12 protein-coding genes are annotated in these 14383 nt (G+C 42.8%); 9 read left to right on the top strand and 3 right to left on the bottom strand.

What is annotated here, in order from left to right; all coding sequences use genetic code 11:
- Positions 1 to 5: 5 nt before the first annotated feature.
- The 9 genes from AC58QC_RS02285 (at position 6) to AC58QC_RS02245 (ending at position 12159) form a co-directional block, all read left to right on the top strand.
- Positions 6 to 1358, top strand: a complete 1353-nt coding sequence (locus tag AC58QC_RS02285) for an ABC transporter substrate-binding protein (RefSeq protein WP_497413588.1) — start codon at positions 6 to 8, stop codon at positions 1356 to 1358.
- Positions 1359 to 1431: 73 nt separating this feature from the next.
- A complete protein-coding gene (locus tag AC58QC_RS02280; RefSeq protein WP_497413587.1) occupies positions 1432 to 2322 on the top strand; it encodes a carbohydrate ABC transporter permease in 891 nt (296 codons plus the stop codon).
- A 14-nt stretch (positions 2323 to 2336) separates the two neighbouring features.
- Positions 2337 to 3164, top strand: a complete 828-nt coding sequence (locus AC58QC_RS02275) for a carbohydrate ABC transporter permease (RefSeq protein ID WP_497413586.1) — start codon at positions 2337 to 2339, stop codon at positions 3162 to 3164.
- 85 nt (positions 3165 to 3249) lie between these two features.
- On the top strand, positions 3250 to 7131 hold the full coding sequence (locus AC58QC_RS02270; RefSeq protein ID WP_497413585.1) for a carbohydrate-binding protein: 3882 nt from the start codon (positions 3250 to 3252) through the stop codon (positions 7129 to 7131).
- A gap of 328 nt (positions 7132 to 7459) precedes the next feature.
- Positions 7460 to 8140 (top strand): response regulator transcription factor, encoded by a 681-nt coding sequence (locus AC58QC_RS02265; protein WP_497413584.1) that lies wholly within the window; start codon positions 7460 to 7462, stop codon positions 8138 to 8140.
- Positions 8137 to 9993: a sensor histidine kinase gene (locus AC58QC_RS02260; RefSeq protein ID WP_497413583.1), complete on the top strand. Its 1857-nt coding sequence runs from the start codon at positions 8137 to 8139 to the stop codon at positions 9991 to 9993. The genes AC58QC_RS02265 and AC58QC_RS02260 overlap by 4 nt, the downstream gene beginning before the upstream one ends.
- A 709-nt stretch (positions 9994 to 10702) precedes the next feature.
- Positions 10703 to 11062 (top strand): MarR family winged helix-turn-helix transcriptional regulator, encoded by a 360-nt coding sequence (locus tag AC58QC_RS02255; RefSeq protein ID WP_497413582.1) that lies wholly within the window; start codon positions 10703 to 10705, stop codon positions 11060 to 11062.
- Between the two features lie 191 nt (positions 11063 to 11253).
- On the top strand, positions 11254 to 11472 hold the full coding sequence (locus AC58QC_RS02250; protein ID WP_497413581.1) for a hypothetical protein: 219 nt from the start codon (positions 11254 to 11256) through the stop codon (positions 11470 to 11472).
- 24 nt (positions 11473 to 11496) lie between these two features.
- A complete protein-coding gene (locus AC58QC_RS02245) occupies positions 11497 to 12159 on the top strand; it encodes a YjgB family protein (protein WP_497413580.1) in 663 nt (220 codons plus the stop codon).
- A 45-nt stretch (positions 12160 to 12204) separates the two neighbouring features.
- Here the strand turns inward: AC58QC_RS02245 and AC58QC_RS02240 are convergent, their stop codons facing one another.
- From AC58QC_RS02240 to AC58QC_RS02230, 3 genes are read right to left on the bottom strand one after another with little or no spacing between them, the layout of a single operon-like run.
- A complete protein-coding gene (locus AC58QC_RS02240) occupies positions 12205 to 13323 on the bottom strand; it encodes a GerAB/ArcD/ProY family transporter (protein WP_497413579.1) in 1119 nt (372 codons plus the stop codon).
- Positions 13323 to 13646, bottom strand: a complete 324-nt coding sequence (locus tag AC58QC_RS02235; RefSeq protein ID WP_497413578.1) for a Ger(x)C family spore germination C-terminal domain-containing protein — start codon at positions 13644 to 13646, stop codon at positions 13323 to 13325. Before AC58QC_RS02235 ends, AC58QC_RS02240 begins: the two co-directional genes overlap by 1 nt.
- On the bottom strand, positions 13643 to 14383 hold the full coding sequence (locus AC58QC_RS02230) for a Ger(x)C family spore germination protein (RefSeq protein WP_497413577.1): 741 nt from the start codon (positions 14381 to 14383) through the stop codon (positions 13643 to 13645). Before AC58QC_RS02230 ends, AC58QC_RS02235 begins: the two co-directional genes overlap by 4 nt.

Raw genomic sequence — 14383 nt, 5'->3', positions numbered from 1 at the left:
GCAAAATGAAGATGTGGAAGAATTTAAGCAGCATTACACTCGCATCAATCATGACAGTTTCACTTACAGCGTGTGGATCGGAAACGAAGAATGACGCAAGCTCAAAAACACCTGCAGCAACAACTCCTGCTGCAACCGTAGCAGCAACTCCTGCTGCAACTGCAGCGGCAACTCCAGCAGATCCTGTTGTTAAGCTTAGCGTTTTTACCAATCATTTCGACGATGATACTTCCAAGCCTTACGATTACGCGGTCGCCGAGCTGAAAAAAGATATGCCGAACGTAGAAGTAACCTTGGTGCCCGGACTGCAAGATAACGGCCAGAAAATCAAAACGCAAATGGCGACAGGCGACTTGCCGGATATCATCGATATCGGTTGGGATATTATGCAGATCGGCGCCAAGTCGAACAATATTTTGACGTTGGATAACGCCCCGGAAACGGCTCAATTCAAAAAAGATTTGAACAAAGGCAACGAAGGCAAATTGATTGCGCCAGACGGTCACGTATACGGCTATCCATATGCAGGCACTGAATTTATCATCTTGTATTACAACAAGAAGCTGTTTGCGGATGCAGGCGTACAGGCGCCGATCAAAACGATCGATCAATTGAAGGATGCCGCTAAAAAATTCAATGCCAAGGGAATCATCCCGCTTGCGATCTTCTCGAAAGAAAAATGGATTGGCAACTCACTATTGCAAGGATTCATGACTCGCGAGGAGCCGAAAGGCTACGGTGCCCTCACTGGCGCAATGGAGACGCCGGCTGCCCTGAAGCTTGCCGCTAAGCAGGTGGAAGAGCTGACAGCCGCAGGATTGTTCGCGAAAAACGCGACCCAGACGAACTACGATCAAGCTTCCTCGCTGTTCTACCAAGGCAAGGCAGCCATGTTCGTCAATGGCCAATGGGAAATCGCCAGCTCGCAAAAAAATCTGGGCGACAACGTAGATTTCATGAACTTCCCGGCGAAAGACGAAGCTACCTATGAGAAAGCCAAGTTTGCTTTGAATGGAGCGGGTAATCCAGGGGGCTTCGCGGTTTCCGCAAAAACGAAAAACAAAGAAGTCGCAACGAAAGTAGCCGCGTACTTGGCGCACAAATATGCCGAGTATAAATACACGCAAACGGGCACGCCGATCGTATCGGTCAAGGTCGACAAGCCAATTACTGCGCAAGTGCCTGCTATGCTGACGCGTCTCGGAAAAGAAGTGCTTCCGAACACAACGAGCTTTGCGATTGTGCAGAGCGATACGAACGTTACTCTGGCTATCGACGATAACTCGCAGAACTTGATAGTGTCTGGATTTACTGCGGATCAATTCGTAACGAATCTCAATAAAACGCTGAAGAAATAAATCCCTTCAGTACCTTATGACTCACATCGACTGTAAGTCGGTGTGAGTTTTTTTAAAGAAAGGGAGCATGGAGATGAATCAATACCTAGGAAACAAACGGGTAATCTTAATCTTTTTATTACCGGCGCTTGTTCTATATAGCGTGATCGTGTTTTATCCAATTCTTCAGGCAGTTTACCGCAGTTTTTTTGAATGGGATGGCCTTAGCGAAGCGACTTTTATTGGCTTCAGAAATTATATCGATCTTGCCCAAGATTATTTATTGACCACTTCACTCCGGAATGGATTTTTATTCGCCCTTGTTCTGGTCGTTTTCCAAATCGGTCTAGGCACGATGTTGGCGCTTATATGCTCGGACACGACGGTGAAAGGCCGGAAGGTGCTGAAAACCGCTTATTTTATTCCCGTTGTGCTTTCGGTCACGGTCGTGTGCCAACTTTGGCTTTCCATGTATGACCCGGTTAACGGACTCATCAATAAATTGTTTCAAGCACTCGGGATGGATTACCGACAAGACTGGCTGAACTCACCAAGCATATCGATTATTGCGATTGCTTTTGTCAACGCTTGGCAATATATGGGGTTTCAGTTTGCCTTGCTCTATGCCGGTGTGAAATCCGTTCCTGAGCATTATACGGAAGCAGCTCGAATTGACGGGGCGAGTAAATGGAAGGCGCATTGGCACATCACGCTCCCGCTCATGAAGGAAACGTTCAAATTTTGTTATATTATTGCCATTACAGCGGGGATAGGTGCTTATGTGCAAATGGCAATTATGACGAATGGCGGCCCAGGCACGACAAACTATACGATTACGTTCATGATCATCCGGAACGCATTTTCGGGCAATCAATACGGGTATGCTTGTGCCATTTCGGTAGTGTTGATTGTCATTAGCCTAATCGTCACCATTATTATCAACAAAGTGTTTGATAGCAGAGAAACCGGATTGGAACAGGGGTAAAGGAGAGTCATCGTATGAACAAAATCGTCGGAATCGTCCTACAGTCCTTTTTATGGATCTATTTCGTGATTTCCGTATATCCGTTAATTTGGATGGTCTTCTATTCGTTGAAAAACAACGATGAAATCTTCGTAACCAATCCTTTCGGAATACCGACGCACTTCAGATTCGAGAATTACGTGAATGCCTGGAATAAATTCAGTGTCCCTACCTATATCGCCAATAGTGTAGTTGTCTCTACGATTACGACGATCTGTGTTATCCTCTTCGCCGTCATGTTTGCATATGCCATTGCCAGGCTTCGGTGGAAATTTCGAGAAGCGGTGCGGATTTACATGATTATCGGCATGTTTATTCCGATTCAGGTCATCATCATTCCCTTGGCGATTATCGTGAAAGATTTTCACTTGACGAATACGTACGGCGCTTTATTGATCCCTTACGTGGCGTTCGGGCTGCCGTTTGCATCGATGGTATTTTACGGCTTCTTACGAGGGATTCCGCAAGAGCTGGAAGAATCGGCTTGTATGGATGGCGCCTCGATTTATCTCGCTTTCTTTCGTATCATTGTGCCGATTCTCACTCCAGCAGTTGCAACCATTGCGATTCTTCAGTTTATGGGGACGTGGAATGAGTTTTTTTTGGCGTCGATCTTGATTACAAAAGAGCAATTAATGACCTTGCCGATTGGGCTCATCTACTTTCAAGGCCTTCATGCGACCGACTGGGGCGGAATGGGCGCTGTCATGACGATCGCGAGCTTGCCAATGGTCGTGTTATACCTGATTTTCACCGAACAAGTAGAAAGCGCTTTGACGGTCAGTTCTGCCGTGAAGGGTTGAATAGACAAATTCGCACTATCAGTAAGCTTGATTGGAGGCCCGTTATCTGGGTTCATATCAAAAATACGATAATAGGAGGCAATTTATGTCGAAAAGGTTTTTGGGAATGTTACTGAGTCTTATGCTCTTGACTCTCGTGTTCGCGTCGGGGTGGCCGGTCGGAAATCGGGTTTACGCAGATGAAGCTGGCATATATGAAGCTGAAGCAGCTGCAAATGCGCTCACCGGCAACGCATCCGTGAACGATTGCGGAGCGTGCTCGGGTGGAAAGAAGGTAGGCGGCCTTTACCAAGGCGCATCTTTAAAGATCAGCAATGTTACCGCTCCAGTCAGCGGAAATTTCAAGGTAACCGTTTATTATATTTCCGGGGATCCCCGTTCGGCGAATATTAGCGTCAACGACGGGGCTAAGGAATATGTCAATTTTCCGGCAACCGCGGATTGGCATACAGTCGGAAGCTACGATGTGACGTTAGCTTTGAAAGCCGGCAGCAATACGATCCTGTTCGACGATAACAACTGGTACGCACCTGATATCGATCGAATTGTCGTGGGAGGACTCGTAGGACAAAACCCGGCGGGTGGCGTCTACGAAGCCGAAGCGGCAGGGAACACGCTCACCGGTAACGCCTCCGTGAACGATTGCGGAGCGTGCTCGGGTGGAAAGAAGGTAGGCGGACTTTACCAAGGAGCATCTTTAAAGATCAGCAATGTTAGCGCTTCCGCCAGCGGAAACTACAAGGTAACCGTTTATTATATTTCTGGGGATCCCCGTTCTGCCAATATCAGCGTCAACGGCGGTTCAAAGGAATATGTTAATTTTCCGGCAACCGCGGATTGGAATACGATTGGAAGCTACGATGTGACGTTAGCTTTGAACGCCGGCAGCAATACAATTTTGTTAGACGACAACAACGGGTACGCCCCTGATATCGACCGAATCGTCGTGGGAGGACTGGATAGCGTCTTCGAAGCCGAAGCGTCAGGCAACACACTCAATGGAAACGCCTCCGTGGGTGGTTGCGGAGCATGCTCGGGTGGAAAGAAGGTAGGCAATCTTTACCAAGGATCCTCCTTGCGGTTTAACGATGTTACCGCTATCACGAGCGGAAATTACAAAGTAACGGTTTATTATATTTCCGGGGATACCCGTTCGGCTAATATCAGCGTTAACGGCGGGGCAAAAGAATATTTTAATTTTCCGGCAACTACAGATTGGAATACAGTCGGAAGCTACGATGTGATGTTACCTTTGAACGCCGGCAGTAATACGATCTTGATTGACGATAATAACTGGTATGCGCCTGACTTCGATCGAATCGTCGTGCATGCTGCAGATAACGGAACCGGGAATCCTGGAGACGATGAAGGTAATATCGGAAATCCGCTCAATCCCGTCAACTTTGGGACGATAACCGTTACCCCGTATACGGCAGGCATGCTGATTTCCAATGGACAGTACAGTGTTACCTATCATTCGGGGACCGGGTATACGGATTATCAATGGAATAACGGCCAGCAGCTAAAAGGTGTGTACGGAAAAATTAAGCTGAACGGCGAGGAATTGAATACGATAGATTACGAGTCTCATTCGCTCGCTATAGAGCAGATTACTCCGCTCAATGACCATTTCGGTACAGGGATTGAGGTTATCTTTACACATAGGAAGGAAGGAAAGCCGACACTTAGACAAGTGTATGATTTCTATGAAGGTAAGCATTATTTCCTCTCCAGGCTTGATGCGGTCAGCGGACAAACGATCAGCACCAACTATATGGCGCCGGCAGCTGTAAAACGGGCTGGAGGCGTGACGACCGGTCAAACGGCCGATAACCGTATATTAGTTGTACCGTTTGATAACGACATGTGGATTCGCTATGCAGCCCAGACACTGAACCGTACCGATACCAGTTATGAAGTCACGGCGATTTACGACAATGCGTCACGTCAGGGGCTGATTCTCGGATCTGTCACGCATGACCATTGGAAAACGGGCATCGGTTGGAGCGGGTTGAATAATCAACTCAATCAGTTGACCGTATATGGGGGAGCGTCCTCCAGTATTACCCACGATTCGCAGCCGCATGGCAGCTTGACTGGAAAAGAGCTTTCCTCTCCGACCATTCTAATTGGCGGTTATGCCGATTATCGCGAAGGGTTAGAAGAGTATGGGCGTGCAAATGCTATTATCGCCCCAGCAAGAAAGTTGGACAGCGCATTACCGCAAGGCGTGCCGGTAGGATGGAATAGCTGGGGAGGAATAGGTTGGACCTTAACTTATCAGGACATTATAGATACTTCGAACTATTTTAAACATCATCTGCCTATTTTTAATAATAACGGCGCCGTTTATATCAATACGGATGCTCACGGGGTTCAATTGACGGAGGAACAAAAGGAACAGGCGATTGCCGTCATTCACGCCAACGGCCAGCAAGCGGGCGGTTACTGGGCTCCGTTCGCTTTCTGGGGAGACAATTTGAATCAGCCGGTTGAAGGCACGAATAACCAGTATACATACTTGGATATTCTGCTTAGGGATAGTTCCGGCAATCTGCTGCCGAAACTAGACGGTGCATATGCGATCGATGTGACACATCCGGGTGCGAAACGAATGTTCGCTTTTAATATAGAGCACTTCAAACAAATTGGTTATTCTTATTTGAAGATGGATTTTCTTTCGCATGGGGCATTGGAAGGCAAGCATGCGGATCCTAACTTCACGACGGGTATCCAAGCATATAATGAAGGCATGCGATATATCAATGAGGTATTGGATGGCAAGCTTTTCGTAAGCGAGTCGATTGCACCGCTCTTCCCGTCTCAATACGCGAATAGCAGACGCATCGCTACCGATACGTTCGGTTCGATCCACGATTCCGAATACGAGCTCAACGCGTTGACCTACGGTTGGTGGCAGAATGCGACGATCTATAATTTTACAGACCCGGATCATATCGCGCTCACTCGCGCAGGTTCCTTGACGGAAGCGCGCAGCCGCTTGAATTCAGCGGTCATTTCCGGTACGGTGCTCTTGGATGGGGATAATGTCAATAATCCGATAGCACAAGAGTATATGTCAAAGCTGTATTCGAATCCGAAAGTCATTCAGCTCGCATTGAAAGGGAAAGCATTTAGACCGGTCGAAGGAAATACATGGGGGAATGCGGCTGATACATTCGTGTTGAAGGATGGCAATGATCATTATTTGGCCGTCTTTAACTATAGCGGTAACGCATCAGCTATGAAGACATTAGATCTTGCGCGTGCCGGACTTCCGTCCGGAATAACTTATAGCCTTGAGGATTTGTGGACTGGCGATGTTTCCGATGTAAGCGGAACGAAGGAGCTTATGCTTCAGCCTGCCGAATCCAAACTGTTCAAGCTTACGAAGGAGACTGCTCCGACGGCGACGGTCAGTTACAGCCAAACCGGTCCGACAAACCAGAATGTGACGGCAACGATCACGCCAAGTAAAGCGGTAACCATTACCAATAACGGCGGCTCGCCCAACTACACTTTCACAGCAAACGGCAGCTTCACCTTTGAGTTTGTGGACGCAGCCGGTTATACCGGGAGCGCGGTGGCGACCGTAAGCAATATCGACCGAGTCGCGCCAACGCTCCATCTCTTGAGCGATAAGCCTATATTAGAGGGAAATAACCATAAAATGGTGACGGTCACCATTAGCGTTTATGCGGATGGAACCGGCTCCGATATCGCATCTGTCGTGCTTACCTCGATAACATCGAATGAGCCTGATAATGGTCTTGGTGACGGCGATACGGTGAATGACATACAGGATGCAGCAATCGGAACATACGACACATCGTTCAGCCTCCGCGCGGAGCGATCTGGTAACGGCAATGGCAGAATTTATACGATCACGTATACGGCCATCGATCTGGCTGGAAACATAACAGTCGCGTCCACTCAGGTGGCTGTTCCTAAAAAGAAGGACAAATGAATGTAAGAACAACGGCAGCTCTCCAGTGGAGGGCTGCCGTTTATAAATCAAAGGATACTTCCGCATCCACAAGGACGCGGAGGTATTCTTGTACATCCCGACTCGGCACGCCTTTCCTCCGTGATGGCGTCGACGATCCAGTCGTCCGCGGAGTCCGGTTTTTTATTTACAAGAAATTAATATTCCGCATTAATGTGACCTAGCAACATAAGCGCACTTTAACCCGTCTATGAATTTGTCACATTTAACACCAGTAAGAGGTACTCTATGTGAACAGTATGTTAGTAGCGTAGGTTATCTCTTGAGAATGAAAGTGAGGTCGTTGAACATGAATAAAAACATCCTTTTAGTTGAGGATGATATACGAATGAGAGAGATCGTAGTAGACTATTTTTCGAAAGAAGATTTTCGAGTTATTGTAGCTGAGAATGGTAGAGAAGCGATGGAGCTTTTTGAAATAGAGGCAATAGATTTGATCTTACTAGACATTATGATACCAGAGCTAGATGGTTGGTCGGTATGTAAAAGGTTAAGGAAAATTTCGGACGTACCTATCATCATGTTAACAGCGCGAGCAGAAGAAGAGGACAAATTAATGGGATATGACCTGGGTGCAGATGACTATGTAACCAAGCCCTTTAGCCCAAGGGTATTGGTAGCCAAGGCCAAAACACTTCTAAAAAGGGCGGAGGGCTCAATCGGTCAAACGGATGGTTTTATTGCGTACAAAGGCATAGAAATAAACAGACTCTCCCGTACCGCAAAGATGGACAATGAAAAAATCGATCTTGCACCAAAGGAATACGAGCTGCTAGTTTATTTAATGGAGAACAAAGGGATTGTATTAACAAGAGAAAGCATTATGAGCAGGGTTTGGGGCTACGACTTTATTGGTGATTTAAGAGCTGTTGATACCCATATTAAGAAGCTTAGGAACAAGCTTAAGGATAAATCAATCTACATCACCACCGTAATAGGATCTGGCTATAAGTTCGAGGTAAATAGGTGATAAAACGAAGCGTTACTTTTAAACTATTTATTATTACTCTGTTATCTTATTCCTTGTTCTTAGGTATCTTCATGGTAGGACAGACTCTATTCTATAAAAGCTTTTATTTATATATGAAAAAATCCAATTTAGAAAATAGTATTGAGAAATTCAGCATGATGTATGAACATGAAAAATGGGATAGCGAAGCTAGTACTCGAAACGTTAACAAATTTGCTGTCCAAAACAATTCTCAGATCGCTATATTGGATGAAAATGAGGACATAAAGTTTAGTCCTTCTTATGGAATCGTTGTGGAAACGATGGATAAGACGAGACTAAAGATTCTCCTAAACAATATTGTTTACCTGGAGGGCTTTCAAAACTTAAAGCTCACTATGGGTTCGCAAATAGAGGTAGAGGGTATTTTTCATGATAAGCTAAATCAAATCATTTACCTTTCTAGTATAAAAAATGATACTGATAAGTGGAGAAATTCTAATTTAGAGATGGCTAATGACACAACAGGTGCTCTAATTGAAGGTACTTTAACAAGCGCAAGTCAAACAGAAATGAGTGAGTTGCTTTCTCTTAAGAAAATTAGCGGGAAAATAATTGCTTTGGATATCCCAACTCAAATTTCACAAATGGGCAGTTACAGCAGAGGATTGTTGGGGTCATCGATTGACTATTGGAAGGGACTCCAACTGCTGAATAAAATTAAAATAGAGCCTGGAAAAACCAATCAGTTTCACTATACGAACCCTTCAAATGGCATGGATAATATCGTGTTTGTTAGGCCTGTAAGCAAAGAAAATGGAACTTCGCCGGAATATGTATTTGCGATAACTTCACTTCAGCCTGTTGGAGAAGCTGTTGATGTGATAAAAGATTACTATTTTTATGCGTTTCTAGTTGCTTTATTATTTATTGCAGTGATGGCTTTACTTTTTTCCAAAATCCTCTCGAAGCCATTCATTAAGATGAATCAAGTTGCTACCAGAATGGCGAATTTGGATTTTTCGGAAGAGGTTCCTGTAAAATCTATGGACGAATTTGGAAATATGGCGATTAGCTTAAATCGTTTATCTAAAAATCTCGGTACTAGTCTAAATGAATTGAAGATTGCCAATGAACAGCTCCAACGTGATATCGAAAAAGAAAAACTGCTTGAAGTTATGCGCAAAGAATTCGTGGCCAGTGTCTCTCATGAACTTAAAACACCTCTGGGAATCATCAAGGGATTTGCCGAAGGGGTTAAGGATCATATAGCGGAGCATAAAAGAGAGCATTACATTGATGTAATACTTGATGAGATTGATAATATGAATGAATTGGTGCTGGATTTACTGGACTTGGCCGAGCTTGAATCCAAATCTTACAAGTTGGATTTGGGTTGCTTTCCTATCTTGGATCTTATTCATAATGTGAAAGATAGGTTTACCAACCCAATTAACGAGAAAAAGCTAGAATTAAAGCTTGAAAATAAAGGAGAAGATCTTAAAGTCTTTGGGGATTTAAGAAGACTGGAGCAGGTTGTAACAAACATTTTGAGTAATGCGATCAGACATACCTATTACGAAGGATTTATTGAAATAAATGTGCAACAAATACAAAATTCAGTTTGTATCTCTGTGGAAAATAGCGGAAAGCAAATTGGAGATGACGATCTACAATTAATCTGGGATCGATTCTACAGGGCAGAAAAATCACGAGATCGGAAAACAGGGGGCACCGGACTCGGCTTATCCATCGTAAAGAATATACTTGAGATGCACGGAAGTGAGTTTGGTGTTGAAAATACAAAGCATGGTGTTCGGTTCTATTTCACTTTGACAAGTCCTTCATTTACCTCTTTAGACTTGCAGAAGTAAGTAAATCTGGTCTTCGGATAACTATCCCAAATTTATTATATCTACTCTGCACGCTTTCTCTATGCAGCCATTGGAGATTTTCGCTCCCATTGAAGCAACAGTTTGGGACTTATAAGAAAGCCGCGAGTCATATTATATGTTATTTTTACATGTTTTTCGCACTGAATGGGTAAAACAAGAAGGATTTCTTTCAATTTTCGCTCAGTACAGGTTAGAAGTGAAACCCCACAAAGCGTGCAAACATTACAGAAATCTTTGATGGTACTGCCGGATTCAAAGGACAAGGTGGCATTTATTACCGGAGCAAGACCGGTATTGGACGGGCAGCTGCCGTGCTGTTGGGGCAACAAGGAATGAAAGTATGCCTTGTGGATTTGAACGACAACCGACTAAATACGCTTCAACGCCATCTGCCCGGGGTCAATTAAGACCAAAGAGTCACTACTGTAACTTTCCCATTTGTCACCAAAAAAAATTATTGGTTGACAAAATGTTTTGAAATTGTTGTCAATATAGTAAATAGATAATAAAATTCCCCACTTGCATTTACGGGCATATGAGACTAATATAGTTTTCAACACCGAAAACTTAAGGTGATAATGATGATGGTGGTGAGAAAATAGCCATAGATATTAACATCCCAGCAATATGCAATTGTACGAAGTTAAGACGAGCTCAACGCCATATTACACGACTATATGATACCTGTTTGGCAGAATCGGGGGCAGGGCTTAAAGCAACGCAATACTCCATACTAGGGTTTCTTAAGAATGAAGGGCCAAAGGCTATGATGGAGCTCGCTCATCTGATAACTATGGATCGTGCTACGATTGGACACAATCTCAGGCCGCTTGAGCGGGATAGTTTAGTGGAGATTAAGGTGAGTGAGTCGGATCGGCGTGCACGTATCGTTTCTATAACCGATGAAGGTCTGCACCGGCTTGAAATCGGAAGACCTGGATGGGCTAAGGCTCAAAATGAATTTGAAAAGCAGTTCGGCACTGAACATGCAAAGTCATTGAGGGATATGATGGATGACATCATTAACCTTTCTTTTTCTAACGAATGAACATTTGATGAATATCGACGGTTACATACATCGTCGATTTATTATAACCAATACGGGCATATGAGACTAATTATATTTTATATTTGTTCCTCTATTGAAGGACATACTAATTCAAACAGAAACCAAGAAAGTCGCGGCGATCATGTTAGGAAATGAGTAAAGGAGAGTTTGCATACGGAAAATGCTTTTAGTTGTTGCCGAAGCCGGAAGAACGACCGCGTGTCATCTCAGCATTTTATTTGTGCGCCTACGCCGGATTTGTTGTTCCTCCGGTTGCGGTAGGCTTGCTGACACAATTTTTTGATTTAGATGTGTCACTGGTCATTATTAATTTGTTTGCCGTAATGACTGTTATCTATATGTTGGTTTATTCCTTTTCGTTCCAGCGCTTTTATGCGAAACGAAACTAAAGCATACAGGAGAGAAGGCATATTATGAAAAGCTATAGTAAAAAAGCAGCAGCGGTATATCCAATGTTAATTGCGAGTATGCTTATGTTCTCAGCATGTACATCAACTGAAAAACCAGCAGCCAGCGCAGCTGCTCCAATAGTTAGCACTACGCCTAGTCCAGTAGTTGAACCTTCATCAACGCCTTCAGCTGTACCTAGTGCAACTCCTAGTGGCAACATCCATGTAAAACCAGTATCATCAGAAACAACTTCCGTTACTAAGCAAATTAAAGATATGCTTGAACTAGCGAAGATAGGTAGGGTGGCTGGCATAGAGTTTGCTGCAGAAACAAGATTCTTCGAAGATGTGGAGAAAGCATGGGGGACTGCGGATCATAAAGAAGCGGTGGGAAGCGGAATATATGCGAACTACACCAAGAAAAATGCAGTCATTGGTTTCAATAAGGGAGATCAAATCATTGATATACGTTCCAGCGATCCAAAGCTGCAAACACTAACATTGAATCAAATTGAACAAGCGATAGGAAAGCCAGTGGATACGAAGGTAAACGGAGATGACATGATTTATGTTTATAAAGCATCCGATGTGTTTCAACTTAAATTTATAATTCCCAAATCAAGCGGAAAAGTGCATCACATTTCTGTTTTTGATACCAAGCACTCAGTTAATAACATGGCTGGCTAAACAATAAATCAAAGGGGTGAACCCCTTTGATTTTTTTGTGTACGCTCAAGCATCCGGTTGTTGTATTGTCTTTAATTTCTTTTGTGAGATTTTGCTGCGAATCAAATAAAGGATAAATAATAGGGGGATATAACCATAAATAAAATAGAACCCAATCTCAACAACATTTTTTCCTAACCAGTCAATCTTAACGCGATCGTTGAATGGAAGAGAGGTCAGGAAGAGTGCAATAAGGATAAGGATTAGTGAGAATGTGGGTTTAAAATTCGTAACTCTTTTAATAATCCTTGTACAACTCCAAATGGAGAGACAAAGCATAGGGATAATAATCAGAAGCCAGATGCATATGAAAATAAATTCAATTCTTGCAATAAGTGAAAACTCAATGACTTTGATCATGACCAAGGTTGGCCAGTAGGTATGCCATAATAGCCCCTGACTAAAATATAAAATGGTTACAAAAACTAGTACGGAGTACTTGAGTGTGACTAAAAATAAACCGAGATGAGCCCATTTTACATTTTTCTCGGGGGCTTTGATAAATGGAAAATAAATGAGTAAACTTTCGAATCCCATAAACATGATGCCTGAGTTTTTAGAAGACGTGAACAAATCATTTAGAGAATAATTAAACAAAGGCAATACATTAATAAAGTGTCCATATTTAATATTGAAGTACAATAACAATGGCAGCAGAGAAGAGAAAATGACCCCAAAAAAGCAATAGCCCGCTAATACACGGAATCCTCCAGAGACGATGTAATAGATAATACAAATGAGTAGGAAGGCAAGAATCCACGTTCTAAGGGTTGGAAACATCCAAATTTGTATGATTTCAATGTAGCCGCGAAAGACCGTTAAAGCTAATATAAAATAGTATCCGACCATAACTAAGGAAACCGCACTCCCTAGGAATTTACCAAAAAGGATGCGATGTAAGTCGATGACATCTTTGGCTGGATTGCCGAGCATCTTAAATATCATCCAAATAATGACATGAAGGCTTAACCCCATTATAAGAACCGAGATCCAAGCATCGTTGCCTGCATATACAAAAATAAAATGTTGAAAATTTAAGGTGCCAACCCCGACAAAAGAAGCATGGATGAGGAAAAATACAAAGAAACCGGAGATTAAGTAGTTTTCCTTTACCACATTCTGCACTAATGCCCAACTCCCAATGATAATATTCTAACTTCTGTCTGAACATCAAATTTTATGTTTGGGTAAATTTGAGCAGTAAATTTCTGCTCATTCCAATCCCTTTGGCGAGTACTATGAAGATTACCTATCCCAATTGGATCGACAAGATTCTTTTGGAAATCTTCCAGCATGGCTTTAATTTCGGCTGTTAATTTATTTTCGATTTGTTTCTTTAAATCAAGCATATCGTTGTTGTTTTCAAAAATATTTAAGGTTGTTGGATACTCTCCAAGGTTAATATCTAGCTTAAGTGAAACTGAGGCTTTTTCATTTTCTACGATCATTTTTTTTTTGAGTAAATAATTTTAAATTGAATTTGTTCGTCTTGATCATTCTTGAAGTTATATGTGCTTGATTGGATGTCGATTTTATCATCTTTAAGGAGTTTAATAAATAAACCTATTTCATTTGTCAGCAGAAGCTTTAATTTATCACCATGAAAAACACCTACACCATCCATTTGCAAAATATCTTTGGGGCCTTTAATCAAAATGGGCAAAAAAACATCTTGTCCTTTTCCAAAGTATTGATCAAGAAATATATGGCCATTTGAGGAAGGTGTATTCCCGTTCTCCATATTTTGTTTGATCAGATTTGACAAATAGATGGGTGGATGTTTTAAAGTTTCAGCTAAGATATCACTAGGCTGATCTGTTGTTATTACAAGCGTAGCACGATTACTAATAAGGGGATCTCGCACAATGGTGCTAGCAAGCTCTGAAATGCCTTTTCTTGCTAATTTTTCACTAATTACTAATGTCCGTAATTGACCGACTGCAATAGGGTGATCCGATTGCGAAGTGAAAGGTGTAAGTATCTCATTAAACGATTTAACTTCTCCATGGAGCAAAAACAATCCCTTACTCTTTTCATATGCACGATAAGTACCGCTAACCTTTAATGTATCTCCTTGCAAGTCGCAGCCAATACTTTGTATGATTTTAATCCGATCTATGATCTGTTCTTTTGCGCATCCGGATAGTATGAAGCAAAAGAAAAGGAGAGTGACATATCTTTTCAT

The organism is Paenibacillus sp. J22P51, assembly GCF_059692215.1.
This window is presented reverse-complemented; position numbering and strand designations above follow the sequence as displayed.

What these genes read in the sequence shown, in the direction of transcription:
- AC58QC_RS02280 (WP_497413587.1), top strand. Translation starts at nt 1,432, where the DNA reads ATGAATCAATACCTAGGAAACAAACGGGTAATCTTAATCTTTTTATTA.
- AC58QC_RS02245 (WP_497413580.1), top strand. Translation starts at nt 11,497, where the DNA reads ATGAAAAGCTATAGTAAAAAAGCAGCAGCGGTATATCCAATGTTAATT.
- AC58QC_RS02230 (WP_497413577.1), bottom strand. Translation starts at nt 14,383, where the DNA reads ATGAAAAGATATGTCACTCTCCTTTTCTTTTGCTTCATACTATCCGGA.
- AC58QC_RS02270 (WP_497413585.1), top strand. Translation starts at nt 3,250, where the DNA reads ATGTCGAAAAGGTTTTTGGGAATGTTACTGAGTCTTATGCTCTTGACT.
- AC58QC_RS02275 (WP_497413586.1), top strand. Translation starts at nt 2,337, where the DNA reads ATGAACAAAATCGTCGGAATCGTCCTACAGTCCTTTTTATGGATCTAT.
- AC58QC_RS02285 (WP_497413588.1), top strand. Translation starts at nt 6, where the DNA reads ATGAAGATGTGGAAGAATTTAAGCAGCATTACACTCGCATCAATCATG.
- AC58QC_RS02265 (WP_497413584.1), top strand. Translation starts at nt 7,460, where the DNA reads ATGAATAAAAACATCCTTTTAGTTGAGGATGATATACGAATGAGAGAG.
- AC58QC_RS02235 (WP_497413578.1), bottom strand. Translation starts at nt 13,646, where the DNA reads ATGATCGTAGAAAATGAAAAAGCCTCAGTTTCACTTAAGCTAGATATT.